Below are 25,606 nucleotides of genomic sequence, written 5' to 3'. Positions count from 1 at the left end.
ATATAAGTTAGGTGCAAGCCTAAAGAACGACATCACCGAGACAAACCGACAACCAAATTCAAAATTTCTACAAAATTGAAATGGTAACTTTGACGAATGAAAATACTGATTATAGAAGACGAAAACGAACTTGCCGATAGCATCTCCGAATATCTTTCGGAAGAGAACTATCTGTGTGAGTTTGCAAGAACTTTTAATCAGGCATTGGAGAAAATTGAATCATTTAATTACGACTGCATCTTGTTAGACATTATGTTGCCAGACGGCAACGGAATGAAAATTTTAGAAGAACTAAAAAAGCAAAACAAGCAAGACGGTGTAATTATCATTTCGGCAAAAAACGCATTAGACGACAAAATAAAAGGACTTCAAATTGGTGCAGACGACTATTTGACAAAGCCTTTTCATCTTTCTGAATTAGCAGCAAGAATTTACTCGGTTATCCGAAGAAAACAATTCGGAAATTCAAATACCGTTCGACAAAATGAATTAGAAATAGACTTGCTTGCAAAGACTATTTCAGTTCATAATCAACCTGTTATTCTAACCAAAAAAGAATTTGATTTATTGCTCTACTTTGTCGGAAATAAAAACAGAGTAATTTCAAAAAGCACCTTAGCTGAACATCTTTCAGGTGATTTTGCAGATATGTTAGACAATCACGATTTTGTTTACGCTCATATCAAAAACTTAAAAAAGAAATTGAGTGAAGCTGGATGCGAAAGTTATTTAAAGACTGTTTACGGAACAGGTTATAAATGGGAAGGATGAATAGATTACTAAACAAATCGCTTAAATCATTCACCATTTACGCACTTATTGTATTAGCGGCAAGTGTTCCTGCATACCTTTATTTGGTTGATAGCATTTGGCTTCGTGAATTGGACGAGCATAATGAAATTGTTGCTGACAGAACGGAAAACGAACTCAATAAATTACAACTGTCTGAAATTGAATTAAATCAAAGCATATTACTTTGGAACAAAATTCAACCCGGAACCAACCTCCAAAAGACCACTTTAGAAAAAAACAGAAAAGACAGCACCTACACAGTATCAAGAAAAAACCCCTATGTAACTCACCAAGATATTGACCGATTTCGGGGGCTTTCGAGAGTGATTGAAATAAATGGAGAATATTATTTACTCACCGTAGAAACCAATGTTGAAGAAACCGAAGAAACGGTCGTTGCAATAGCTGTTCTGACCTTTTTGTTTTTTCTGATTATGGTTGTCGGCTTTCTGATTCTAAACAAACGATTATCCGTAAAACTATGGCAACCTTTTAAAAATACTTTGGCGAAGTTGAAAGCATTTAATCTCAATTCACAAAGCAATATTTCGTTTGAAAAATCAACTATCCTTGAGTTTGAAGAATTGAATGTGGCTTTGAATAAATTAATCGAACACACGGTTTCGGTTTACAAATCGCAAAAAGAATTTACAGAAAATGCATCTCACGAATTGCAAACTCCTTTGGCAATCATCAAAAACAAATTGGACATACTGCTGCAAAAAGAAGCTTTAACAGACAGGCAGTACCAAATTATTGAAGACATAAATAAAGCATTGACAAGGGTTTCACGCATCAACAAAAATCTATTGTTGCTTGCCAAAATAGAAAACCATCAGTTTGATGATAGCGAAACAATAAATTTGAGCGAATTGACAGCAGAATGTATAGAGCAATTGCATGAACATTTTGCAAACAAAGACCTGAACCTAAAATCATCAATAGACGAAGATTGTGTGGTTACAGGAAATAAAATTCTGATTGAAATTCTCATCAACAATTTATTGCTCAATTCGATAAGACATAACATTCAAAAAGGAACAGTTGAAGTTAGGTTGAGTAAATCGGGCTTTAATATTAGCAATTCAGGAAGCATTGCGTTAGAAAAGGAACAGCTTTTCAAAAGGTTTAAAAAAACTTCTGACGAAAGTTCAGGAAGTGGGCTTGGATTGTCTATAGTTGAGCAAATCTGCAAAAGACATCAATGGACAATAGCCTATGAATTTCATCAAGAAACACACACTTTTAAAATCAGCTTCTAGGACAATTCAAAATTTCTTCTAAATCGCTTCGGAGCTTTGCAGGGTAATTAAAAAATTATCCAATTTATGAAGCGTATAATAGCAACCTTATTTATTCTGTTCTCCATCACAATCGTTAAGGCACAAGAAAAAGACAGTCTTTCATTCATCAAATCGAAAAGAATGTCTGATGATGACCTTGCTAAAAAGCGAGAAGGAACGTTTTTTACAGGAATACCAGACTTTTCTTCCGACCCAGTAACAGGTTTCGGATTTGGAGTAAGGACGAACACCTATTGGAATGGCAATCGTGAAAACCCTTTGTTTCCATACACGCCCTACCTAATGAAACTGACAGCCAATGCGGCTTATTACACCTCAAATGCAAGAGAATTAATTTTAAAATTGGATGTCCCCTACTACAAAGGAACACGTTGGAGATTTAAAGTGGACTTCAAAGCACAACAAAATCCAGCCAACCTTTATTTTGGACTAACTGAATCTACGCTCGGTCAACTTCGCTTACCTTCTGACGAAAACACAAATTTTTCAACTTATCGAGAATTTGACAGAGCGAGAAAAACATTAAGACCAGGTGGCGTTGGAGAAGCTGATTTTGTAACGGATGCACTCTCAAACCGATTCAGAGAAACCGAATATATGCTCAACCTTAAAGCCGATTACGCACTTGGAAAAGGAAAATGGCGTATAATGGGCGGATATGAAATACAGCATTTGAGTTATTCAACTTTTGAAGGAATGAATGCGGAAGCAATTGACCCAATTACAGGACAAAACACAACCGCACCAAACGGAATTTCACTTTTAAGACGTGATTTTGAAGACGGATTAATTTCAGGTGTTGACGGTGGTTGGGTTTCCATTATTCAAACTGCATTGATATTTGACACAAGAGATTTTGAACCCGACCCAACGAAAGGGTATTACTTTGAAATTGCCAATGAATACTCAAGCAAATACATAGGTTCGCAATTCGATTTTGACAAACTTTTTATTCAAGGTCGAGCCTATCAGAAAATACCTGTTGGTAAAAGAACTGTTTTAGCAGGACGATTCGGTGTAGGAAACATTTTTGGAAACAATGCTCCGTTTTTTGAATTTCAAGACCAATGGAGTCCCGAAGGAAGTATCAATGCTTTAGGCGGAAGACAATCATTGCGTGGCTACAGAGCCAACCGATTTTTAGCTCGTTCAATGTGGTTTACCAATGTAGAATTGAGAGTAAGACTTGCAGAAACTCAAATTGGAAAGCAAAGATTTGCCTTTGCCGTAGCACCGTTCTTTGACGCAGGTACAGTAAGAGACCGTTGGCAAGACTTAAACTTTAAAAACATTAAAACTTCTTATGGCGGTGGACTTAGAATTGCTTGGAATCAATCCACCATTTTATCATTTGACTATGGTCATTCAAAAGAAGACAGGCTATTTTACTTTGGCATTGGACAAGCATTTTAGACTTCAAAACGACTGACTTAAACATAAAAAAAGTATCTTAGTCGGACGAAAAACAAGAAGGCCAGCACCTAACAGCGGTTTGGCGTAATGGCGGGTTCAGTGCTTCGTATGACAGTTTTGTGGTAGGGTCAAGTGCAGTTCTTCGATTGAACTTTTGTGCTAAAAATCCGCCACTACGCCAAGCCGCAAACCGTTGTATGAAATTCTGCCTGGCCTTTACAACTATTCAAAGTATGCTTTTCATGAGGAATAGCAACACGAAAAGTGCTGCTTCAAGCTTTGCGAAAAGATTCGCTGAAAATACATTTTCAAAGCGGGTCGCTTAAAAAGCTTGATTGAAGTTATTCGAAAAAAATGACAAAGTCAAGTTTTTTTCTAACTAAATTCCTCATCAAAAGAACTTTATAGATTTTTTTAATGATACTTCCCCAATCGAAGATTAAAGAAATATCTTAAAAAATATAGTTGAAATGCCTAAAAAGGCAGAACTCGGGGTGTTCAGTGGTTCTGAACATCACACAACAGGCGGTTTGGCAAAATTCGCCCCTTTTCGTATGTTAGTAAAACAAAGCCCGGTGGTAAAGGCGAACTTCGCCAAGCCGCCGTAACGTTAGCAGTAATTGTAACAGACCATGGAACCATTAAAAGACTTAACAAAAGGACTTGAGATTTTGGTGCCGTTTTTAGGACGACATGGATTTACTTTGGACAATTACGAAAATGGCAAAGGTTCAGGCGGACATTTTACTGTGGCGACTTTTAAAAACGGACGCAAAAGTTTTATTATTGGTTATCGGTTTTCAATCGGTGAGCTTGGTTATCAGTTTGACAACTATCAAGTAGGACACACTTTTTATCTTGACCATCTTGGACTTGCAGACAAAAGACAATTCCCAGACTTTCAATCAGACGATAAATTACTTGCATTCAGACACATTTTACATGATCTTGACTATTTAGTTGACGACTTTTTTCAAGGTTCGTGTGACAAATTAGTTGAAGCAGCTAAACTGCAAGACAAGTTTGTTAAGGAACAAAATGAGAAAGCACAGGCTGACTACAACAATCATTTTGACCTAATGAAAATTGACCGGGCTAGACATAAATTCAAAGAGAAAGATTACAAAGGGACTTTAGAAATTTACAAGACAGTTGAACATAAAAATTTGCTTAACGACCTTGACAAAAAAACAATTGAATACTGTAAAAGACATACTTGACGGTCGAAGAACAACTACTGCTAATCGAGTAGACGGCTCTGCCAGAAACCTGACAGAGTGCGCCTCTCACACCACCGTATCCCGATGAAAAATCGGGACAGGCTGTACGGTTCTCGTATACGGCGGTTCGTAAACTGATGGGTTGAGCTTTGTGTAAATCTATAGCATGGGTATGTAGCCTTTTTGCTTTAACCGTTTAATAGTTATGGTCGTATTAAGGATTGGGCTTTGGGCTATTCGCCATCCCCCTTTTCTTGTCCTGCTCCATGCATAAGCATGGTCGGCATCTACTCCTAATCGTATCAGGTTTTTCCTTTTACGTTCGGGTTTCTTCCAGTCCGTCCAAATGCAATAGCGCAGGCGGTTACGCAACCAGCCGTCCACATCTCGCAGTTTACCTACAATGCTACTTCCTTTAAAGTAGGTAAGCCAGCCTCGGGTAATCTCGTTGATTTTATTAATGCGTTCTGATAGACTTTTGGGTGAGGTTTTCCGGGTAACTTCCTTTAACTTCTCTTTCAGCTTTGCCCATGCTTTTTCTCCTACTGTTAACTGATATTCCCCTTTTACTCCTTTTTGATACGTGGGTGCAAATGTAAATCCTAGTATGGTAAAATTACTGGGTTTTACTATCCCGCTCTTTGACTTATTCACTTTCAGCTTTAGCTTGTCTACCAAGTATTTGGTAATGGCTTTGCTTGCCAGTTTTGCATCAGAGGGAAGTTTGCAATAGATACTGAAATCATCGGCATAGCGTACAAACCTTAGCTTTCTCCTTTCCAATTCTTTGTCCAACTCACCCAGCAGGATATTAGAAAGTAGTGGGCTTAATGGACTGCCTTGCGGCACTCCTTTGCTTCGTTTTACTAATTTGCCGTTAATCTGTATCGGTGCTCGTAGCCATTTCCGTATCAGTCTTAGCGTAAGCGGGCATTTTACCTTTTGGTAAATCAGGTTTAGTAGCAGGCAATGGTCTACCTCGTCAAAGAATGTTTCTAAATCGATAGCTACGATGTGGCTATAACCTTCGTGGATATTGCTCCATGCTTTCCCTACTGCTGTTCTAGCATTTTTGTAGGGTCTAAAGCCGTAGCTATTTTCATGAAATTCATGCTCGAACTTTGGTGTCAAAACTTGTGATACGGCTTGTTGTAGCAGGCGGTCTACAACCGTAGGGATACCTAATAAACGAAGTTTTCCTCCGCTTTTGGGTATCTCTACTCCTAAAATTGATTGTGGCAGGTATTTGTTCTCTTTTATTCACTCCAGTAGCGCTTCCCTATGTTTTTGGACATAGGCTTTTAAATCGGTAGTTTTTAAACCATCAATACCAGCACTTCCTTTATTAGCCATTACTTGTTGTAATGCCTTTTGGAGGTTTTGGGGACGTAATACTTGTGCAATCAATTCTTTTACTTTTGTTTTAATTTTGTTCTTCCTGTTCCGCTTCTACAGGGCTATGGCTTACGCCAGTCCTTTGTAAATTAAGAACCAATTTACGTTCGGTCCTTCCTTGTTTGTGAGACCTTGTATCGTTTGTTGATACCTCGTTGCCTCAAGTACTACGACCTCTGCTGACTTCTCTTTATGATTAGCTCGTAATCTAAGAGATCTCCCTCGGTAAGATAAATATCCTTCAATCTACTCCTGCTGAATCTACATCTTTGAGCTTTTGGTTTTCTTTGGACTTCGATGTGCTGTGCCATCTCATCCACTCAATGATGCCTCTTATCCAGTTTCTGTTCGTCAGTGCAGACTTTTGCAGTCTCGCTTACTTTAGTGTATCGCTCACGCTAAGCCACCTTGCGACTTGCTAATTCTTCCAGGCGTTACCCCAGCGAATAAGGGACTTACACCCTCTGGAACTCTTTAATCTTTATATTTAAAGAACTATATTTACCATTCAAGGCGCACACAGCGTATATAACTTATGGCGGAGAAAGTGGTAAATTCAAGTTTTGTGCTTTTAAGTAAATTTAGTACCAGCCGACAAGAAAGTGCTTCGAAAACCGCCACAAGTCATATACGCAAAACGTTATGCCCAATTTTAGAACGACACGTATGACAACAAACATTTGGATAGAAAAAGGTTGGGGCGACTCAGTTGAGAACGCAACCTTTGACGACATAAAATCCGCAATTGAAGAAACAATCCGAATGGACGAAGAACACGGAGCTTTTTGGGTTGGACATATGGAGAACGAATTTGTCCTTGAAGTTCACAAAAACCTTGACCTATTTTTTGTTTATGGAGAAAATCAAGACGAACAAATTCAAACTAAGCTTGACAATTGGGAAGACGTAAAACACTTCTTTAAATTATATTTTGACAACGAATTTGAAAAATTAAAGACTGAAATTGAGTTGAGAACATTTACATATAAGAAACTGACAAATGGATAGTGTTTATATACCAAAGACAGAAATCGAACTTGAAAATTGGATGAAAGAAAACTGTTTCAACTTTAATAGCTATTCAATAAACGGAAGCAGTATTTATGAAGGTTTTGGAATTGACAAATCAGGCGGACTTTATATTTGGTATTATACAGAACGTGGACAAAAAGACAATTTGAAATACTTCAAGTCAGAAATTGAAATTGTCGAATACGCTTTTAATCAAATTAAGTCTGACAAATGGGCAAAGACACATTGCATTGGTTTTTCCACAGACATAAATAAAATCAACGATTTAAAAAACATATTGGAGACAATGGAAACAGTATATTTTGAAGACAAAATACCATATTACGAAATAGACAGACCTGTTTATAGAGTATTTGTATTAGGTTGCGACATTAAAAAGACAGAATATTTAAAAGAAAAGTATTGGACAGAAAAATAAAAACTGGGCATAATCGAGTAGACGGCTCTGCCAGAAACCTGACAGAGTGCGCCTCTCACACCACCGTACGTACGGTTCTCGTATACGGCGGTTCGTAAACTGATGGGTTGAGCTTTGTGTAAATCTCTAGCATGGGTATGTAGCCTTTTTGCTTTAACCGTTTAATAGTTATGGTCGTATTAAGGATTGGGCTTTGGGCTATTCGCCATCCTCCTTTTCTTGTCCTGCTCCATGCATAAGCATGGTCGGCATCTACTCCTAATCGTATCAGGTTTTTCCTTTTACGTTCCGGTTTCTTCCAGTCCATCCAAATGCAATAGCGTAATCGGTTCCGCAAGTGTGTTACCATTCAAGGCGCACACAACAGGTTTAAGAAATTGCGGGCGAAGTGGTTTTACTTCCTTCATCTTTTTTCATTAAGTTTGAACGGGCAGACAAGTTCTTGCAAGTAAAACCGCAAATTTCAAACCTGCAAACCATTACTCCATTAATAAACACTATTTCGTTTAAACTCTTTAAAATTCTATATTTAAGAGAAGATTACACTTACCAAACAGACCTTTAAATCTCTTAACGATGAAATATATTTTCCTAATCATCGCAATCTTAGCTGTAAAGCTAGCTTTTGGACAATCCAATGCTAATAAAGCAGGAGTTAAAGATACATTAGTCTTAAACCCCAACTATGATAAAGCATTAGCCGATAAATTGGGTGGGGATGATTATGGAATGAAAAAATACTTTTTTGTTATACTAAAAACGGGTGCAAACAAAACCGCTGATAAAGAGCTAACTAACAAAAGTTTTAGAGGACATATGGATAACATTACCCGTTTGGTTGAAGAAGGAAAACTTATTGTAGCCGGACCTTTAGGCAAAAATGAAAATAATTACAGAGGCATCTTTATCTTAAATAACCTTAAATCAATAGAAGAAGTAAAAGAATTATTATTAACAGACCTTGCTATAAAAAATGGTTTATTAGATTATGAAATCTTTACTTGGTATGGTTCGGCGGCACTTCCAGAATACTTGCCGTTTTCTGATAAAATTTGGAAATCAAACCGTTAATGAAAACCACACTCTAAAATTTCTATTTAAGTAATGCAAGGAAAAATCAAATACGAATTCTCAGCAAAAATTTGGCAATATACCGGACCCAATGGCTGGCATTTTGTATCTCTACCTGTAGACATAGCTTTAGAAATAAGACAAAATTTAAAATGGCAAGAAGAAGGCTGGGGTCGTATGAAAGCACTTGCTCAAATAAAATTAAGCCAATGGACAACAGCTATTTGGTTTGATAAAAAACAGAATACTTATTTACTACCTCTTAAGGCCTCTATACGTAAGCAAGAAAATCTTAAGGTAGATGATGATGTTAAAATCTTTCTTTGGATTTAATCATAAATTAGCCCAATGAAGAGATACCTTTAGGGCTATATTAAAATTGCTCAATATATAATGTTCAAAAATCACAGTAAACCACAAAGCAAAATCCAAAGAGTTTACTGTAATCTTGTACATTATTAAAAAAAGCTTCAAATTATTTAAACCTATTATTTTTCCGTTTAGCAAGGCATATGAGCGCAATAGCTGTTGTTACTACCAATGCTTTAACAACTAATTTTTTCGTAAATGCTTTACGATTATATTTCCACTCGGCACCTAAGCCTTTTTCAGCAAAGAGATTAGGAAAATGACCATGCTTAAGATCATCCAAAATACCTTCTACCACATTTACCCTATCGGCAAGAATAAGCGGCAACCAATGTGCAAAGCTAGACTCGCTATACTTAAACGCTTGTCTACGTATCATTCCGCTTAATCCATAAGGTGGTATGGAGGCTCCAAATACGGCTGTTACATGTGGCCTTTCCACAGACTGTAAAACCTCTACCGTTTTAGCTTGCTGTTCTGGTCTTTCCCAATCATAACCTTTATGCTCTTCTTGGCTTCTATTTCTTATAGGATAGGTAGGGTCGTTTTGCGTATCTGCATCAACACCCCACCCTTCAATTTCTGTTGGATTTATTTTTTTATTTTTCATGATAAATAGCTTTATGACCTTACTGATGGTGGTATAAGAACAGTTTTAATACAGTTATCTAATTTTGAGGAGAAGATATGATAAGCCTCGGCAACTTCTTCTAAAGGCACCCGATGAGTGATGATGGCTTTAGGATTTATTCTTCCTGCTTGCACATGCTCTATCATTTTAGGCAGTAATCTTTTAACTGATGCTTGATTTGCCCTGATGGTGATGCCTTTATTTACTACATTTCCAATAGGAATAAGATTACCAGTTGGCCCATAAACACCAACAATAGAAACTATACCACCCTTTTTAACCGAATTGATTGCCCAATGAAGTGCCGTAGCGGCACCCGCTTGCAATAATAACTTTTTACCTGTAATGGTTTGTAGGGCACTACCTGCGGCATCTGCCCCTACGGCATCTATACAAACATCGGCACCTAGCCAATCTGTTGCCTTTTTAAGAAAAACTACAGGATCATCCATGCTTTTGAAATTGTAAGCTTCACAATTGGCGTAGTTCTTTACAAACTCTAAACGGTAATCAATATGGTCTATCACAATTACCCTAGCTGCACCAAAAAGCCAAGCACATTTTGCTGCCATGATACCAACCGGACCAGCACCAAAAACCACCACTGTATCTCCTTTTTGAATACCACCCATTTCCGCAGCTTGATATCCAGTAGGCAATACATCGGTTAACAATACGGCATCATCCGGATCCATTTCAGGAGGAATAATAGTTGGCCCAACATCGGCATAAGGGACTCGAACATACTCTGCCTGACCGCCCTGATAACCGCCCGCTGTGTGCGAATAACCAAAAATACCACCTACGGCAGTAGCTTGTGAATTAGACTCGTGGCAATTACCGTATAGCTCTTGTTTACAAAAAGCGCATTTTCCACAGGCAATATTAAAGGGAACAAGCACATGGTCGCCAACTTTTAATTTTTCTACCGATGAGCCTATCTCCTCAACAATACCTATAAATTCATGTCCGAAGGTTGAGCCCACCCGAGTATCGGGTACCATACCGTGATAAAGATGTAAATCTGAACCACAAATACAAGATCTGGTGACTTTTACAATAGCATCATTGGGATGCAAGATTTTAGGATAAGGTTTGTGGTCTATCCGTACGCGACGTGGACCACGATAATTCATTGCTATCATAGTATAGATGTTTTTCTTTCACACCCATATATCATACCAAAGGAGAAAAATATGGTAAAGAGCTAATTCATAGATTTTTAATAATGACCAACATAAAATTTTAAAGAGAGGCTTATCTTATCGATAAAAATAAAAACCCAAGAATCAAAAGGATGATGTTAAATCCTCTCTATTCTTGGGTTTATAATAACTTAAAAACCTTTAATTCTTATTTATAAGTCTCGGCTAATTTTAAAGCTTGATAAGCGTTAACAATACCACCAGCAATACTTAAATCAGCAAAAGGAACTTTTACTTTTTTACCATCAACCATAAATTCTACATCCTGGTTAACCTTCACAACAGATTTCATGATGATTTCTTTCACTTGAACTGCACTTAAGGCAGGATAATAAGATCTTATTAAAGCTGCTAAGCCACTTACTACGGGTGCTGCCATGCTGGTACCACTATTAGCTTTGTATAAAGAACCCGGTATGGTAGAATTGATATCAACACCAGGGGCAAAAACATCAACCGTAGTTTTTCCATAATTAGAGAAACTTGCTTTTAGGGTTTTATCGTTTTTAGCATCAGAAGCACCAACTTCTATCCAAGCTTGGGCGGTTTTGCCATTGTTAAAATATCTGTTAGGGTAAACACGCTCTAGGTCTAGATTTTTATTATCATTACCTGCTGCATGTACCAGCAAAACATCTTTTTTCATGGCATATTGTACGGCCTTGTCTACCGCTTCTTTATCCCAGCTATGGCTTTTACCAAAACTCATATTGATAACTTTTGCACCATGATCAACAGCGTAAATAATGCTATTGGCCACATCTTTATCACGCTCATCGCCGTTAGGCACTGTTCTCACAGCTAAAATACTTACGTTATCTGCAACGCCTCTTATACCTTTGTTATTGGTTCTATCTGCTGCAATAATACCCGCTACATGGCTTCCATGCTCGGCATCGGGGCCCATTACATCTAAATTACCATAGCTTTTTTCGTAGCTATTTTGGTAATTATCACCCACAAGGGGTCTAGAATTATAAGCCATATTTAAGTGATAATACAATTGCTCGTAATAATATTTTACACCTTTGGCAAGCTCTTGCTCATAAAAATCCTGAAAATCATCGCTTTTATTAGCCTTCATGTTAACCAAAATAAGCTTCTTGATTTGCTCTTGCTGCTTAGAAGTAGGGCTTGAAGCTTTAAACTCATCTAAATTTGGTTTGTCTTTCCCTGTTGATGCAATTAAAGAATCAACCGTTTTTTTAACCGAGTATAGCATGAAATACTCTTGCTCTGCTTTACGTTTCTTTTGGTCGTAAATTCTTAGGTTTTTTTGGTAAGCTCTTAGCGCTGGCAATTCTGCTTTTCGTACCGAGTTAGAGTCTTTTCCATCAAACTTCTCCATATCTCTTAATAAAACCCTCACCAATTCTATGTTATCAAACTCTACATTTCCTTTAGCAGAACCCATAAAATTCCACCCACGCAAATCATCCGCATAGCCATTTTTATCATCATCTATACCATTACCTGCTATCTCTAATTTATTTTGCCATAAAACAGACTTTAAATCTTCGTGGGTGGTATCAACTCCGCCATCTAAAACGGCAACAATTACTGGAGTTGATTTTTTACCTTTCAAAATTTCCTGATAAGCTTTATCTGCACTTATCCCAAAAGAGCCGTCTTTTTGTAAATCTTTGTTATACCAATCTGTTTTTTCTGTCTTTTGTGCTTGAAGAAAGGCCGGCATTACTAACAGCGCCAGTAATCCAATAGTCTTCATCACCTGCCTTTTTATAATTCTCATATATTGTCTATTAATTTTTAGGGTCTGGAAAAATAATGAATATGTTTTTAAATTTTTATTTAAACTGTTAATCTCGCTTAAAATTACACCATACAGCAAAATTGTTACTATGATGAGTTGATGATACCTCAAATGATACTCGAAACCAAGCTCATAAACAGGAGTCCTACCTACTGTTCGGGATTTTTTAGCTACCTTTGCCCCTACAAAAAATTATGCCGGCAAGATAAGGCTGGGAAAAACAATCAGATATGAGTAATATAGTAGCGATCGTCGGGAGACCGAACGTGGGAAAATCAACTTTATACAATAGGCTAACAGAAACTCGCAAAGCCATAGTTGATGATATGAGCGGTGTAACCAGAGACCGCCATTACGGCCTTGCCGAGTGGACCAACAAAAACTTTACTGTTATAGATACCGGAGGTTATGTAGCAAACTCTGAAGATGTATTTGAAGCTGCCATACGTGAGCAAGTTTTAATTGCAATTGAGGAAGCAACCGTTATTATTTTTATGGTTGATGTTACCACTGGCATTACAGATTTAGATGATGAAATTGCCAGCGTTTTACGCAAAAGCAATAAACCTGTTTTTGTTGCTGTAAATAAGGTTGATAATTACCAACTACAATCAGACGCTACAGAGTTTTACAGCTTTGGTTTAGGGGAGATTTATTGTATTTCTTCTATGTCTGGTTCTGGAACTGGAGATTTATTAGACGAAGTTGCCAAACACTTAGAAGACGATGTTGAAGAAAGCGATAGTTTGCCAAAATTTGCCATAGTAGGCAGACCAAACGTGGGTAAATCATCAATGATTAATGCTTTAATTGGCAAAGACAGAAACATCGTTACCAATATTGCGGGTACAACCAGAGACTCGATACATATCCATTACAACCAATTTGGACATGAGTTTATGTTAATAGATACTGCCGGATTGCGTAAAAAGACTAAGGTTAGAGAAAATATAGAGTTTTACTCGGTAATGAGAACCATTAAAGCTTTAGAAGAAGCAGATGTGGTAATTTTAATGATTGATGCCGCTGAAGGTATAGAATCTCAAGATATTAATATTTTCCATCTGGCCGAGAAAAACAAAAAAGGCCTAGTATTGGTGGTTAATAAATGGGATGTGATAGAGAAAGACCATAAAACAGCGAAAGCTTTTGAAGCTAAAATTCATGAGAAAATAGCTCCTTTTACAGATATTCCTATCATCTTTACTTCTGTTACAGAAAAACAAAGAATATTTAAAACAGTAGAAGCTGCAGTTAAGGTATTTGAAAATAAAACCAAGAAAATACCTACTTCTAAACTGAATGATATTTTATTGCCTATTATAGAGAATACACCTCCTCCGGCTATAAAAGGTAAACACATTAAGATTAAATACATCACTCAGATTAATGCATCGTCACCAATGTTTGCCTTCTTCTGTAATTTACCGCAATACATTAAAGAACCTTACAAAAGATTTTTGGAGAATAAATTGAGAGAACATTTTGATTTTTCTGGTGTTCCTATTCAAATATTCTTTAGACAGAAATAATAAACATAAAGCCTGCCTGTTTAGCATCATGATAATCATGATGCTAAACCTAAAAGTTTTTCTACCAAAAAGGCTTTAAAAATATAAAACAGATGAAAAAGTTATTTTGGGTACTTACTTTGGTTATTGGTTTTGCAGGTACTGCTTGTAACCAAGAGGTAAAAACAGATGAGCAATTAGACTCTTTAAATCAGGCTAAAGCCGATTCTTTATTGCAAGATGCTTTAAAAGATTCTTTACCACAAGACAATGTTGCCACAGATTCTGTTGCTACCACAGATAGCATAGCAAAATAATAGGTGTTTACTTATTAAGCAGTTCTAAAGCCTTGCTAACATAAGGCTCTTGATTATTTACAACTTGATAAAAGCCCTCTTCCTGGAAATAATAACGAGCTAATATAGCTTTGATGTCTTTCTTAAACTTGGGTATAGCTTTGGTTATTTCTTCTTGCTTGGCCTTGATATTCCTATTCTTAATAAACCTAATCAAGCTTTTGATATGGTTATCACTAAGCTTATAATTTTGGGTAAACTCTGAAGCGTTTTTATAGGGTAAAATATCTTGATGAATAAGATTTCTGTACACAAACTCCTGAAGTACAGAAGCCTCTGAAACCTGCTTGTAAAACTCGTTATAATAAGAAGTGTCTAAAGGCACAAAATAATCTGGCATGATACCGCCGCCACCATATACCAACCTACCTTTTTCCGTTTTATAAGGTTTATTAGATTTCACAAAAGCCGAATCTTTTAATGCGCTATCAATAGAAACATACTCGCCACGGTCAAAACGTTTTTTAAGCTCTTCCTTATAGTCCGCTACACCTTTATCATAAGATTTTTGGATAGATCTTCCTGATGGTGTAAAGTATCGGGCTACGGTTAAATTCATGGCAGAACCATCTTCAAAAGAAAATTGCTCTTGTACCAAGCCTTTACCAAAAGACCTTCTTCCTATAATGTAACCTCTATCTAAATCTTGTATTGCCCCAGCCACCACTTCGCTAGCAGATGCCGTTCCCTCATCAATTAAAACTACCAATTGACCTTTTTCAAACAAACCTTCTGTAGTGGCAATATAATCTGTACGGGGCTCGTGTAAGCCTTTGGTATAAACAATTAATTTTCCTTCTGGCAAAAATTGGTCGGCTAAGGCTGTAGCCGATGATAAATAGCCACCTCCATTTCCTCTTAAATCCAAAATCAGGTTTTTCATTCCTTTTTTGGTGAGTTTTTCTAACTCGGCAATAAAATCTTCATCGGTATTAGCACCAAACTTACTGATTTTGATAAAACCAGTTTGGTTATTCATCAAATAAGCAACATCAATACTACTTACAATAATACGGTCTCTTACAATTTCTAACTCTTGGATATTGCCCTTACCGTTTCTTATAACCGTTACTTTTACCCTGCTGCCCTTTTTCCCCCTTAGTTTACTGATAACATTTTCTGCCAATAAGCCTTTTCCGGTAACATACTCGCCATTAACGGCAATAATTTTATCGCCTTTTTGCAAGCCTGCTTTTTCGGCAGGCCCCTGTGGCCTCACTTGTGTTACAAACAAAGTATCAGACAGTAAATAATATTCAATACCAATCCCTTCAAAATTACCTTCTAAATTTTCTGTTTGTGCTTTTGCTTGTACAGGTGGCAGATATAAAGAGTGTGGGTCTAAATTTTTAAGAATTTCATGAATGGCTAAATTCTCCATAGAATCTATGTTAACAGAATCAACATAGTTTTTCCTGATAAGGTTAAGAATGCGATTTACTTTATTGCTTTTACTAAAATCAAAAGCAATTACACCATTACCATTTTTGTCAATAGAGAACTGTGTCCCTAGGAAAAAACCAAGAAATAAAATCAGCAGAACAGAAAAAAAGAATAAAAAGCTTTTCGTTAAAGATTTCATGGAATTATTGAAACAAATGTAATGACTAAACCATTAGAAAACAGAAAATTTTATCTATTTATCTGCAAAAAACATTCATTTTTTTTGTAGAATTTAATTAAACAATAGCTCATCACATTAAAGCACCACCTTCAAGCATCTATTACTGTTCTATATCCTTAATTTTAAAGCTTTAATTTTTTCTTGATGATAAATTGACATCAAGTGTATCAGAATTTCTGGCGGTAACAAAATCATGTTTAAGTCAACACTAACAGGGTACTAACAGGGTTATAACAGGGTCATAACAGGGAACAAACTATATCATTAACCCTATAAATGACCTGTGATTTACGAGTTAGTATATGATAATGTAAAAGGATACCAAGATGTATATATATCAGCTATTATTTTTTTTCTTGTAGCATCAAAAGCGAAATCTAATGATTAATGCGCCATAATCGCTTATATTTAACTTCTGATAAGCTCCAATTAAACCTATTTTAGGTTTTTAAAAGAACTGCCGTTGAGTGACCGAACCCCAACAACATTCCATAATATTAAGATTAGAAAAATTGTTCCTTATACCAATTATTGGTACCTTTATAGTAAAGTTTAAAATTATGGCAAAGAACACATCAATACTACTCGGCGACTATTTCGAAAAGTTCATTAACGAACAAGTTCAGACTGGAAAATTTTCTTCTGCAAGTGAGGTTGTAAGAGCAGCTTTAAGAATGTTTGAACATGAGGAAACAAAAAAAACTGCGCTTATTAAAGAACTTGTAAAAGGTGAAAAATCTGGATTTGTAAAAAACTTTAGCAGAGATACATTTTTAGATAATCTTCATCAAAAACATGTATCAAAATAATGACTTATAAAATCAGTAATGAAGCTCAAATCGACATTGAAAACATTTGGCTTTACACTTTCGAAACTTGGTCTCTTGAACAAGCAGACAGATATTTCAACTTAATCCTTAATGAAATCGAGTATTTAACTCAACATCCAACTAGTGGGAAAGATTTTAATCATATCAGAAAAGGGTATTACCGCACAAAAGTAAAATCACATTTTATTTTCTATCGAATAAATTTGAAAGAAAACGAAATAGAAATAATCAGAATTCTGCATCAGCAAATGGACATTGAAAGCAGATTAAATGATTGACCTAGCGACACATAACACGCGTAACTGATGCACTAGCCTCTAAATACCCTTCCAGCAAGTTTTTCTCAGATAAATTGAGTCATTTAAAGCTGATATGAGCAATGCTAATTTTTAATTGTTTGCTAGTAAAAAATACAAGATTTGAACAATATCCTATAATAGAAAAAATACTGTTCCCAATTTTCTAAGTTCCCCCATTTTACAGACCATCCAAAAATTCACTCTTCGATTTATAAACTCGGATAATTAATTCAATAGCATCTTAATTTTAACACTTCAACAGGCTATCCTCAACTACCACAACCTCCTGTTAACCATTTATCTATAAAAGCGCACATTTTTTTCGATAAAACTGATTATTTACCGACATTTACGCCCACCTTAATGCGTTATGAGTAAAACCACCGAATCAACCTCTTTATATCATGATTTAGATCAGATGTCTGTTGCAGAAATCTTGCAGAACATCAATAAAGAAGACCAAACAGTTCCTTTTGCTGTTAAAGAAGCATTACCCCAAATAGAAAATTTGGTTAACGCTGCGTTAGATAAGATGAAAAAAGGTGGTCGCTTATTTTACATTGGAGCCGGCACCAGTGGCAGATTAGGTGTTGTTGATGCTTCTGAATGCCCGCCAACCTTTGGGGTAGATTTCGAAACCGTTATCGGTATTATTGCAGGTGGCGATAGCGCTATCAGAAAAGCTGTTGAATTTGCCGAAGACCATACCGAGCAAGCTTGGGAAGACTTAAAAGACTATAAAATTAACGCATTAGATACCTTGGTAGGAATTGCCGCTTCTGGAGAAACCCCCTATGTACTAGGTGGATTAAAAGCAGCAAACCAACATGGCATTTTAACTGGTTGTATTGTTTGCAACAACAACAGCAGTATTGCTAAAGAAGCCCAATACCCTATTGAAGTAATTGTTGGACCAGAGTTTTTAACAGGCTCTACCCGTATGAAAGCAGGTACTGCACAAAAACTGGTTTTAAATATGCTGAGTACTTCATTGATGATAAAATTAGGTAAAGTAAAAGGCAACAAAATGGTTGATATGCAGTTAACCAATAATAAACTTGTTGATAGAGGTACACGCATGGTGATGGAAGAAACTAGTTTAAACGAACAGGAAGCAGCTTACTTATTAAAAAAATATGGAAACGTTAGAAAAGCTGTCGAAGCTTTTTTAACATCTTTACAATAGTTATGCATGAAATAGAGCCTTATTTTAAGTGGAGGGATGATTATATAGCAGCAGAGGATGAAAGGTCTCCCTTTTATGAAACCCAATACAACGAGTTTTATTACGATAAACAAATCTATAATTATTTACTTCACCCGCAGTGGGATACTTTTGGGTCTAACACCCTGTATCTAAAAGTTTTATTTGTTGATTATGACCGCCAATACGCCATTATAGAATTTATTGGCGAATGGAACGATGCCATCAATAATGACATCATGCTTTTAAAGAGAGAAATTCTAGAAAGCATTATGGATGAAGGCATTAACAAGTTTATTCTGGTAGGAGAAAACGTTTTAAATTTCCATTCTTCTGATGATTGTTATTATGAAGAATGGTTTCAGGATGTAGAAGACGGATGGATTGCAGGTATTAATTTTAGACCCCATGTGATTGATGAATTTAAAACCAATAACATTGATTATTACATCAATTTTGGTGGCGAGTTAGATGATTTAAGCTGGCGACAATTAAAACCTTTACAATTTTTTAAACGCGTTGAAGAACAATTGACAAAAAGGCTGTATTGATAGCTTAACTTATGTACTTGCCCTCAAAGAGATAACTCCTTTTTATCATTATAAATGCAATTATCTTTCTAATGTCTTTTAAGCATTTACCTTAAGGATAATATTTGCTTTTGAGCAAAAATATCATCATTTTTGCAGCGCTTATAGAGAAAGACGGAGGGATTAGACCCTGCGAAGTCTTAGCAACCTGTGCTTACAAGGTGCTAAATTCTACTTAGAGTACAAGCTCTAGGAAAGATAAGTAAAAGTCTAAACGCCAAAAATCCTGACTTTTCTAAATAAGCTAATAAGTATTGAGATGTGAGTATTGCGTATTGAGTACCATTCAATTACGTGTATTCGCCCTTCACAATACGCTCTACGCAATACGATAAAATGAATATCAGAGAAGAATTAAAAAAGAGAATTTTAGTGATAGATGGTGCTATGGGTACCATGATTCAGCGTTATAACCTAACAGAGGAAGATTTTAGAAGCGAAAGATTTAAAAACCATCCTTGTGATGTTAAGGGAAATAATGATTTACTTAATATTACCCGTCCTGATGTTATCAAAGCTATTCATGCGGCTTATTTAGAAGCTGGAGCTGATATTATTGAAACCAATACTTTTAGCACTCAGCGTATTTCTATGGCTGATTATCAGATGGAAGATCTTTCTTATGAGCTAAGTTATGAAGGCGCTAGAATAGCTAAAGAAGTTGCCTTAGAATTTACAGCTCAAAACCCTGATAAACCACGTTTTGTTGCCGGTGCTATTGGCCCTACCAACCGTACTTTATCTATCTCTCCGGATGTTAACGACCCTGGCTTTAGAGCCATCACTTTTGATTATCTAGAAGAATGCTATTACGAGCAGGTAAGAGGTTTAGTTGATGGTGGCGCAGATGTATTATTGATAGAAACTATTTTTGATACTTTAAATGCTAAAGCTGCAATTTTCGCTATCAAACGATATGAGAAAGAATTAAACGAAAAAATAAAAGCAGAAAACCCTAGTGCTGATGCTCCACAAATAAAGCTCGAAATCATGATTTCTGGGACCATTACAGATGCTTCCGGAAGAACATTATCTGGCCAAACGGTAGAAGCATTTTGGAACTCTGTTCGCCACGCTGATATATTATCTATAGGCTTAAACTGTGCATTGGGCGCTAAAGAAATGCGTCCTTACATACAAGAGCTTTCAGAAATTTCTGATGTTTTTGTTTCTGCTTATCCAAACGCTGGCTTACCTAACGAGTTTGGTGCTTATGATGAAACACCAGATGAAACTGCTGCATTGGTGAATGATTTCCTAGCATCGGGCTTTATCAATATTATAGGTGGCTGTTGTGGTACCACGCCAGACCATATTCAGAAAATGGCAAATTTTGCTGCACAACATCCAGCAAGAATACCTCAGCAACAAGCTCCTTATTTAAGATTATCTGGCTTAGAAGCTTTTAACATCACCACGCAAACCAACTTTGTAAATGTTGGAGAGCGTACCAACGTAACAGGTTCGCCAAAATTTGCTAAGCTTATTCTAAGCGGAGATTTTGAAGGCGCATTATCCGTTGCTCGTCAGCAGGTAGAGGGCGGTGCACAAATCATAGATGTAAACATGGATGAAGGCATGCTTGATTCTGAAGCTGCCATGACCAAATTTTTAAACCTTATTGGTGCCGAACCTGATATCAGTAAGCTACCCATCATGGTAGACTCTTCTAAATGGACGGTTATAGAAGCCGGCTTAAAATGTTTACAAGGAAAAGGTATCGTAAACTCTATCTCTCTTAAAGAAGGTGAAGAAAAGTTTAAAGAATACGCCCATAAAATCAAGCAATATGGTGCAGCGGCCGTAGTCATGGCTTTTGATGAAAATGGCCAAGCTGATAATCTGGAACGTAGAAAAGAGATTTGCAAACGTTCTTATGATATTTTAGTTAACGAGGTTCATTTTCCTCCGCAAGACATCATATTCGACCCTAATATTTTAACCGTAGCTACAGGTTTAGAAGAGCATAATAACTATGCGGTAGATTTTATTGAGGCTACTCGTTGGATAAAACAAAACTTACCTCACGCTAAAGTAAGCGGTGGTGTATCAAACATATCTTTCTCTTTCCGCGGAAATAACCCGGTACGTGAGGCTATGCACTCGGCATTTTTATACCATGCTATTAAAGCGGGTTTAGATATGGGTATTGTTAACGCTGGGATGCTGGAAGTATATGAAGAAATTGAACCAGAACTTTTAATAAAAGTTGAGGATGTTCTCTTAAACCGCCGACCAGATGCTACCGAAATTCTTGTAGAATACGCAGAAACAGTTAAAAACAAAGGTAAAGTACTGGTTAAAGATGAAGAATGGCGCAAAGGTACTGTAGAAGAAAGGCTATCTCATTCTTTGATAAAAGGTATTATAGATTATTTAGAGATTGATGTTGAAGAAGCCCGATTAAAATATGCTAAACCTTTAGATGTTATTGAAGGCCCTTTAATGGACGGAATGGGCATTGTAGGTGATTTATTTGGCGAAGGAAAAATGTTCTTACCGCAGGTAGTAAAATCTGCCAGAGTAATGAAAAAAGCCGTTGCCATACTCATGCCATACATAGAAGCAGAAAAAGTTGAAGGTGAAAGTAGCTCGGCCGGAAAAGTATTGTTAGCAACTGTAAAAGGCGATGTTCATGATATTGGAAAAAATATAGTAGGTGTTGTATTGGCTTGTAACAACTTCGAAATTATTGATTTAGGGGTGATGGTTCCTGCCGCTAAAATCATCGAAGAAGCTAAAAAACATCAAGTAGATATTATTGGCTTAAGCGGCCTCATCACTCCTTCTTTAGATGAAATGGTTCATTTTGCTAAAGAAATGGAACGCGAAGGTTTTGATATTCCTTTATTAATTGGTGGTGCAACTACATCAAGAATACATACTGCTGTAAAAGTAGATCCACATTATAAAGGTGCTACTGTACATGTTTTAGATGCTTCTAGAAGTGTAACCGTTTGTAGCGATTTATTAAACCCTGAAACAAAGGCATCGTACAAACAAAAACTTAAAGAAGACTACCAAACAACCCGCGATAATTACAACAAAAAGAAGGTTGATAAAAGTTTAGTTTCTATTGAACAAGCTCGTAAAGAGAAATTTAAGATAGATTGGTCGCAGCCTATTGCCAGTGCACCTACTTTTACAGGAACTAAAGTAATAGAGGATTACCCGCTAGAAGAGCTTGTTCCTTATATAGATTGGTCTCCTTTTTTCCATACCTGGGAGCTAAGAGGTTCTTATCCTAAAATTTTTGATGATAAATATGTAGGTGTAGAGGCTAAAAAGTTATTTGATGATGCCCAAGTTCTTTTAAAACGTATAGTAGATGAGAAATTACTAAAAGCAAAAGCTGTATTTGGCTTCTGGCCTGCAGCTACTGTTGGCGATGATGATATTGAATTAACGATAGAGCATCAGCAACTACAAAATTTACAATATCAACTTACGGAAGAAGGATGTGTATTGAAAGAGCAAAATCAAACAGCTCAGAAAACCATTAAAATACACACTTTACGTCAGCAAGCAGAGAAACCAAAAGGCGAACCTTATTATGCTTTGGCAGATTTTATAGCACCTAAAGAAACAGGTTTGCAAGATTATTTTGGAGGTTTTGCAGTTACTACAGGTTTAGGTTGCGATGAACTGGTAGCAAAATTTGAAGCCGATTTTGATGACTATAACAGCATCATGACCAAGGCTTTGGCCGATAGATTGGCAGAAGCTTTTGCGGAAAAGCTACATGAAATGGTTCGTAAAGACTATTGGGCTTATGCTAAAACAGAAAAATTGGACAATGAAGAACTGATAAAAGAAAAATATCAGGGTATTAGGCCAGCACCGGGTTACCCTGCCTGTCCAGATCATACAGAGAAAGCCACTTTATTTAATCTTTTGGATGCTACACAAACAACCGGCATTAAGCTAACAGAAAGTTTAGCTATGTACCCTACCGCAGCGGTAAGCGGATTTTACTTTGCACACCCTCAATCCAAATACTTTGGTTTAGGCAAGATAGGTAAAGACCAAGTAGAGGACTATGCTAAAAGAAAAGCTTTAGACTTAGAAACTGCTGAAAAGTGGCTGAGCCCGAATTTGGGGTATTAATGAAGTAAAAAGTAGTGAGTAGAAAGTAGAAAGACCTATACTAGAGAAAAATAGAGGTAAAAAAGCACTTAGTGAAACATATTAAAACTCGTTATGCATAATTTTAGAGAATTGAAGGTTTGGAAAATAAGTATTCAGTTCTCTAAACTTATTTTTACAACTATTAAGGCTTTTCCAACTGAACATAAATTTGGAATTGCTAATCAAATGTTTCGATCTGCGGTCTCTATTCCATCAAATATAGCTGAAGGTTGTGGACGAAAATCAGATAACGAATTAAAACAATTTATAAGCATCAGTATAGGATCCGCTTTTGAATTGGAAACGCAAATAGTTATAGCCAAAGAGGTTGACTTAATAAATGAAGAACAATATGAAATTTTAGAAACACAAATCAAGGAAATCCAAAGAATGTTAACCGGCTTTTTAAAAAGTCTTTCTACTTGATACTTTGTACTTTCTACTTAACAAACCCAAATGCCAAATCAAATTAGTTCTACAAAAGGTATTCTCCTGATTGCTACGGGGGCTGTATGCTTTTCGGCGAAAGCGATTATGATTAAGCTGGCTTATCAAGAGGCTCCGGTTGATGCATTAACTTTGTTAACACTACGTTTTGCTATTTCTTTGCCTTTTTTCATACTGATTGCTTTTTTAAATCATCGTAAAAATCCAAATAATAGCATTAAACAAATATCTGCGAAAGATATTGCTATTATTTGTGGCCTAGCACTTTTAGGTTATTATATAGCTAGTTTGTTTGATTTTATGGGCTTAGCCTATGTAACTGCTGGTTTAGAACGTATTATACTTTTCAGCTACCCCACTTTCGTGGTTATTTTTTCTTATCTGTTTTTCAAGAAAAAAATTACTTTACAAATCATAAAAGCGCTTGTTATAACCTACATAGGCTTATTGGTTATTGTTTATAATAACAATATTTTCAGCACAGCAAATAGCATAAAAGGCGCTATTTATATTTTTATCAGTGCTATAACTTATGCGTTATATTTGGTGTTTGGCAGTAAGTATATCCAAAAATATGGTTCGGTAAATTTTAATAGCTTAGCCATGATGATTTCTTGCTTATACGTTATAGCACATTATTTAATCTTAGGAAATGGTTCGCTATTAACCTATTCTTGGACTATTTATGCTTACGGATTTGCTTTAGCCATCATCAGTACCGTAATACCTACATTTTTAGTGATGGAAGGTATTAGGCTGCTTGGCGCCAATAAAGGTGCTATTGTAGCAACAGTAGGACCAGTATCAACCATATTTTTAGGTTGGTTAATATTAAATGAAGCCTTTACTTTGCAAGAATTTTCAGGTTCTATATTGGTAATTGTTGGTGTATTTTTAACCAGCCAGCAGAAAAAAGAAATTGAGCAGGTAAATCCTGAAACAAATAGATAATTTTGAACAGCAAAAATGAAAATTACAGATCATATAAAAAACGCAAAAGGTAAAACGCTTTTCTCTTTTGAGCTTTTACCTCCTGTTAAAGGGCAAAGTATTCAGTGGATTTACGATGCTATTGAACCTCTTCTAGAGTTTAAGCCTCCATTTATTGATGTAACTTCTTTACGTGAAGATTATATCTACAAACAAAAAGAAAATGGTCTGCTAGAGAAATTATCTTACAGAAGAAGACCAGGTACCATTGCTATTTGTGCGGCTATCTTAAATAAATATAAGGTTGATGCCGTACCTCACTTAATATGCGGAGGATTTACCAAAGAAGAGACAGAAAATGCCTTATTAGATTTACAATTTTTAGGTATTGATAATGTTTTAGTTTTAAGAGGCGATGCCCGTAAAGCAGATTCTTCTTTTATACCTACCCCAGGAGGACATGCCTATGCTACAGATTTACTTGAGCAAGTTAAAAACCATAACGCTGGTAAGTTTTTGCATGAGGATGTAGAGAGCGAGTATAAAAGTGATTTTTGTATAGGTGTAGCAGGCTATCCCGAGAAACATTTTGAAGCGCCAAACCTAGCTACAGATTTTAAATATCTGAAAAAGAAGGTAGAAATGGGTGCCGATTTTATAGTTACCCAAATGTTTTTTGATAATCAGAAGTATTTTGATTTTGTAAAGAAATGCCGCGAAAACGATATTAACGTACCTATTATACCGGGTTTAAAACCTATAAGTGCCTTAAGTCAGTTGGTTAACTTGCCAAAAATTTTCCATATAGATTTACCAGAAGATTTGTGCGACGCTGTACAAAGCTGTAAAAATCCTAAAGATGTAAAGCAGGTTGGTACCGAGTTTATGATTAAACAATGTAAAGAATTGATGGATTTTGGCGCTCCGGTTTTACATTTCTATACCATGGGCAGACCAGAACAAACCAGACAAATTGCAGAAGCAATTTTCTAATAAAAACTATTAAGATCAATTAAAGCCGCATTTTCATGTGGCTTTTTTTTATTTGAAAATTTGAGCTCAT

General features: G+C 36.2%; 24 protein-coding genes and 1 riboswitch. Of the genes, 18 read left to right on the top strand and 6 right to left on the bottom strand.

The window, feature by feature from the left end; translation table 11 throughout:
• Positions 1–96 precede the first annotated feature (96 nt).
• From GJJ64_RS11530 to GJJ64_RS11515, 4 genes are all read left to right on the top strand, one after another.
• Positions 97–771 (top strand): response regulator transcription factor, encoded by a 675-nt coding sequence (locus GJJ64_RS11530; protein WP_154287941.1) that lies wholly within the window; start codon positions 97–99, stop codon positions 769–771.
• Positions 768–2,054, top strand: a complete 1,287-nt coding sequence (locus GJJ64_RS11525; RefSeq protein ID WP_154287940.1) for a sensor histidine kinase — start codon at positions 768–770, stop codon at positions 2,052–2,054. The genes GJJ64_RS11530 and GJJ64_RS11525 overlap by 4 nt, the downstream gene beginning before the upstream one ends.
• Before the next feature lie 66 nt (positions 2,055–2,120).
• Positions 2,121–3,509: an Omp85 family outer membrane protein gene (omp85, locus tag GJJ64_RS11520; RefSeq protein ID WP_154287939.1), complete on the top strand. Its 1,389-nt coding sequence runs from the start codon at positions 2,121–2,123 to the stop codon at positions 3,507–3,509.
• A gap of 632 nt (positions 3,510–4,141) precedes the next feature.
• Positions 4,142–4,729 carry a hypothetical protein gene (locus tag GJJ64_RS11515; RefSeq protein WP_154287938.1) on the top strand — a complete coding sequence of 196 codons (588 nt, stop codon included), beginning with the start codon at positions 4,142–4,144 and terminating at the stop codon, positions 4,727–4,729.
• Between the two features lie 159 nt (positions 4,730–4,888).
• Here GJJ64_RS11515 and ltrA read toward each other — a convergent pair whose 3' ends face one another.
• Together ltrA and GJJ64_RS16935 are read right to left on the bottom strand one after the other, a co-directional pair.
• Entirely contained in the window at positions 4,889–5,944 is a 1,056-nt protein-coding gene (ltrA, locus tag GJJ64_RS11510) for a group II intron reverse transcriptase/maturase (RefSeq protein WP_317162939.1), read from the bottom strand.
• A 45-nt stretch (positions 5,945–5,989) separates the two neighbouring features.
• Entirely contained in the window at positions 5,990–6,136 is a 147-nt protein-coding gene (locus tag GJJ64_RS16935; protein ID WP_229655530.1) for a hypothetical protein, read from the bottom strand.
• Between the two features lie 654 nt (positions 6,137–6,790).
• Here GJJ64_RS16935 and GJJ64_RS11505 point away from each other — a divergent pair.
• From GJJ64_RS11505 to GJJ64_RS11485, 4 genes are all read left to right on the top strand, one after another.
• Positions 6,791–7,132 (top strand): hypothetical protein, encoded by a 342-nt coding sequence (locus GJJ64_RS11505; RefSeq protein ID WP_095168376.1) that lies wholly within the window; start codon positions 6,791–6,793, stop codon positions 7,130–7,132.
• Positions 7,125–7,574, top strand: coding sequence for a hypothetical protein (locus tag GJJ64_RS11500; protein WP_154287937.1), 450 nt, complete (start codon positions 7,125–7,127; stop codon positions 7,572–7,574). The genes GJJ64_RS11505 and GJJ64_RS11500 overlap by 8 nt, the downstream gene beginning before the upstream one ends.
• A gap of 576 nt (positions 7,575–8,150) precedes the next feature.
• Positions 8,151–8,645, top strand: a complete 495-nt coding sequence (locus GJJ64_RS11490; RefSeq protein WP_154287936.1) for a YciI family protein — start codon at positions 8,151–8,153, stop codon at positions 8,643–8,645.
• Positions 8,646–8,678: 33 nt separating this feature from the next.
• A complete protein-coding gene (locus GJJ64_RS11485; protein WP_154287935.1) occupies positions 8,679–8,978 on the top strand; it encodes a DUF1905 domain-containing protein in 300 nt (99 codons plus the stop codon).
• Between the two features lie 142 nt (positions 8,979–9,120).
• Here GJJ64_RS11485 and GJJ64_RS11480 read toward each other — a convergent pair whose 3' ends face one another.
• From GJJ64_RS11480 to GJJ64_RS11470, 3 genes are all read right to left on the bottom strand, one after another.
• On the bottom strand, positions 9,121–9,624 hold the full coding sequence (locus GJJ64_RS11480; protein WP_154287934.1) for a hypothetical protein: 504 nt from the start codon (positions 9,622–9,624) through the stop codon (positions 9,121–9,123).
• Between the two features lie 11 nt (positions 9,625–9,635).
• Positions 9,636–10,790 (bottom strand): zinc-dependent alcohol dehydrogenase, encoded by a 1,155-nt coding sequence (locus GJJ64_RS11475; protein ID WP_154287933.1) that lies wholly within the window; start codon positions 10,788–10,790, stop codon positions 9,636–9,638.
• Positions 10,791–10,998: 208 nt separating this feature from the next.
• The gene (locus GJJ64_RS11470) at positions 10,999–12,603 is read right to left on the bottom strand and encodes a S8 family peptidase (RefSeq protein ID WP_154287932.1); all 1,605 of its coding nucleotides are present in this window, start codon (positions 12,601–12,603) and stop codon (positions 10,999–11,001) included.
• 251 nt (positions 12,604–12,854) lie between these two features.
• On the opposite strand from GJJ64_RS11470, the gene der reads away from it, so the two are divergent.
• Together der and GJJ64_RS11460 are read left to right on the top strand one after the other, a co-directional pair.
• On the top strand, positions 12,855–14,156 hold the full coding sequence (gene der / locus GJJ64_RS11465; protein ID WP_154287931.1) for a ribosome biogenesis GTPase Der: 1,302 nt from the start codon (positions 12,855–12,857) through the stop codon (positions 14,154–14,156).
• A 92-nt stretch (positions 14,157–14,248) separates the two neighbouring features.
• Positions 14,249–14,452, top strand: coding sequence for a hypothetical protein (locus tag GJJ64_RS11460; RefSeq protein WP_154287930.1), 204 nt, complete (start codon positions 14,249–14,251; stop codon positions 14,450–14,452).
• A gap of 7 nt (positions 14,453–14,459) precedes the next feature.
• Here the strand turns inward: GJJ64_RS11460 and GJJ64_RS11455 are convergent, their stop codons facing one another.
• Entirely contained in the window at positions 14,460–16,073 is a 1,614-nt protein-coding gene (locus GJJ64_RS11455) for a S41 family peptidase (RefSeq protein ID WP_154287929.1), read from the bottom strand.
• A gap of 602 nt (positions 16,074–16,675) precedes the next feature.
• Between GJJ64_RS11455 and GJJ64_RS11450 the strand changes: the two genes are divergently transcribed.
• The 8 genes from GJJ64_RS11450 (at position 16,676) to metF (ending at position 25,536) form a co-directional block, all read left to right on the top strand.
• Positions 16,676–16,924, top strand: a complete 249-nt coding sequence (locus GJJ64_RS11450; RefSeq protein ID WP_154287928.1) for a type II toxin-antitoxin system ParD family antitoxin — start codon at positions 16,676–16,678, stop codon at positions 16,922–16,924.
• Entirely contained in the window at positions 16,924–17,223 is a 300-nt protein-coding gene (locus GJJ64_RS11445; RefSeq protein ID WP_154287927.1) for a type II toxin-antitoxin system RelE/ParE family toxin, read from the top strand. The genes GJJ64_RS11450 and GJJ64_RS11445 overlap by 1 nt, the downstream gene beginning before the upstream one ends.
• 391 nt (positions 17,224–17,614) lie before the next feature.
• Complete coding sequence (gene murQ / locus GJJ64_RS11440; RefSeq protein ID WP_154287926.1) at positions 17,615–18,430, top strand: N-acetylmuramic acid 6-phosphate etherase; 816 nt, start codon at positions 17,615–17,617, stop codon at positions 18,428–18,430.
• A 2-nt stretch (positions 18,431–18,432) separates the two neighbouring features.
• Complete coding sequence (locus GJJ64_RS11435) at positions 18,433–18,999, top strand: hypothetical protein (protein ID WP_026905442.1); 567 nt, start codon at positions 18,433–18,435, stop codon at positions 18,997–18,999.
• 138 nt (positions 19,000–19,137) lie between these two features.
• Positions 19,138–19,243, top strand: a riboswitch (SAM riboswitch).
• Positions 19,244–19,374: 131 nt separating this feature from the next.
• On the top strand, positions 19,375–23,145 hold the full coding sequence (gene metH / locus GJJ64_RS11430; RefSeq protein ID WP_154287925.1) for a methionine synthase: 3,771 nt from the start codon (positions 19,375–19,377) through the stop codon (positions 23,143–23,145).
• A 93-nt stretch (positions 23,146–23,238) separates the two neighbouring features.
• Positions 23,239–23,592 carry a four helix bundle protein gene (locus tag GJJ64_RS11425; RefSeq protein ID WP_154287924.1) on the top strand — a complete coding sequence of 118 codons (354 nt, stop codon included), beginning with the start codon at positions 23,239–23,241 and terminating at the stop codon, positions 23,590–23,592.
• A gap of 30 nt (positions 23,593–23,622) precedes the next feature.
• Positions 23,623–24,564 (top strand): DMT family transporter, encoded by a 942-nt coding sequence (locus GJJ64_RS11420; RefSeq protein ID WP_154287923.1) that lies wholly within the window; start codon positions 23,623–23,625, stop codon positions 24,562–24,564.
• Between the two features lie 15 nt (positions 24,565–24,579).
• A complete protein-coding gene (gene metF / locus GJJ64_RS11415) occupies positions 24,580–25,536 on the top strand; it encodes a methylenetetrahydrofolate reductase [NAD(P)H] (RefSeq protein ID WP_154287922.1) in 957 nt (318 codons plus the stop codon).
• Positions 25,537–25,606: the final 70 nt, after the last annotated feature.

It is taken from the genome of Pedobacter puniceum (assembly GCF_009674685.1).
Lineage (GTDB): Bacteria > Bacteroidota > Bacteroidia > Sphingobacteriales > Sphingobacteriaceae > Pseudopedobacter > Pseudopedobacter puniceum.
The sequence above is the reverse complement of the archived record's forward strand: the minus strand, read 5'-3'. Positions and strand labels throughout refer to the sequence as shown.

Coding starts and splice junctions, on each gene's coding strand:
- GJJ64_RS11475 (WP_154287933.1), bottom strand. CDS start 10,790: ATGATAGCAATGAATTATCGTGGTCCACGTCGCGTACGGATAGACCAC.
- GJJ64_RS11485 (WP_154287935.1), top strand. CDS start 8,679: ATGCAAGGAAAAATCAAATACGAATTCTCAGCAAAAATTTGGCAATAT.
- metH (WP_154287925.1), top strand. CDS start 19,375: ATGAATATCAGAGAAGAATTAAAAAAGAGAATTTTAGTGATAGATGGT.
- GJJ64_RS11470 (WP_154287932.1), bottom strand. CDS start 12,603: ATGAGAATTATAAAAAGGCAGGTGATGAAGACTATTGGATTACTGGCG.
- GJJ64_RS11515 (WP_154287938.1), top strand. CDS start 4,142: ATGGAACCATTAAAAGACTTAACAAAAGGACTTGAGATTTTGGTGCCG.
- GJJ64_RS11525 (WP_154287940.1), top strand. CDS start 768: ATGAATAGATTACTAAACAAATCGCTTAAATCATTCACCATTTACGCA.
- GJJ64_RS11450 (WP_154287928.1), top strand. CDS start 16,676: ATGGCAAAGAACACATCAATACTACTCGGCGACTATTTCGAAAAGTTC.
- GJJ64_RS11455 (WP_154287929.1), bottom strand. CDS start 16,073: ATGAAATCTTTAACGAAAAGCTTTTTATTCTTTTTTTCTGTTCTGCTG.
- GJJ64_RS11530 (WP_154287941.1), top strand. CDS start 97: ATGAAAATACTGATTATAGAAGACGAAAACGAACTTGCCGATAGCATC.
- murQ (WP_154287926.1), top strand. CDS start 17,615: ATGAGTAAAACCACCGAATCAACCTCTTTATATCATGATTTAGATCAG.
- GJJ64_RS11505 (WP_095168376.1), top strand. CDS start 6,791: ATGACAACAAACATTTGGATAGAAAAAGGTTGGGGCGACTCAGTTGAG.
- GJJ64_RS11460 (WP_154287930.1), top strand. CDS start 14,249: ATGAAAAAGTTATTTTGGGTACTTACTTTGGTTATTGGTTTTGCAGGT.
- GJJ64_RS11500 (WP_154287937.1), top strand. CDS start 7,125: ATGGATAGTGTTTATATACCAAAGACAGAAATCGAACTTGAAAATTGG.
- omp85 (WP_154287939.1), top strand. CDS start 2,121: ATGAAGCGTATAATAGCAACCTTATTTATTCTGTTCTCCATCACAATC.
- GJJ64_RS11435 (WP_026905442.1), top strand. CDS start 18,433: ATGCATGAAATAGAGCCTTATTTTAAGTGGAGGGATGATTATATAGCA.
- GJJ64_RS11420 (WP_154287923.1), top strand. CDS start 23,623: ATGCCAAATCAAATTAGTTCTACAAAAGGTATTCTCCTGATTGCTACG.
- GJJ64_RS11480 (WP_154287934.1), bottom strand. CDS start 9,624: ATGAAAAATAAAAAAATAAATCCAACAGAAATTGAAGGGTGGGGTGTT.
- der (WP_154287931.1), top strand. CDS start 12,855: ATGAGTAATATAGTAGCGATCGTCGGGAGACCGAACGTGGGAAAATCA.
- GJJ64_RS11445 (WP_154287927.1), top strand. CDS start 16,924: ATGACTTATAAAATCAGTAATGAAGCTCAAATCGACATTGAAAACATT.
- GJJ64_RS11490 (WP_154287936.1), top strand. CDS start 8,151: ATGAAATATATTTTCCTAATCATCGCAATCTTAGCTGTAAAGCTAGCT.
- GJJ64_RS11425 (WP_154287924.1), top strand. CDS start 23,239: ATGCATAATTTTAGAGAATTGAAGGTTTGGAAAATAAGTATTCAGTTC.
- metF (WP_154287922.1), top strand. CDS start 24,580: ATGAAAATTACAGATCATATAAAAAACGCAAAAGGTAAAACGCTTTTC.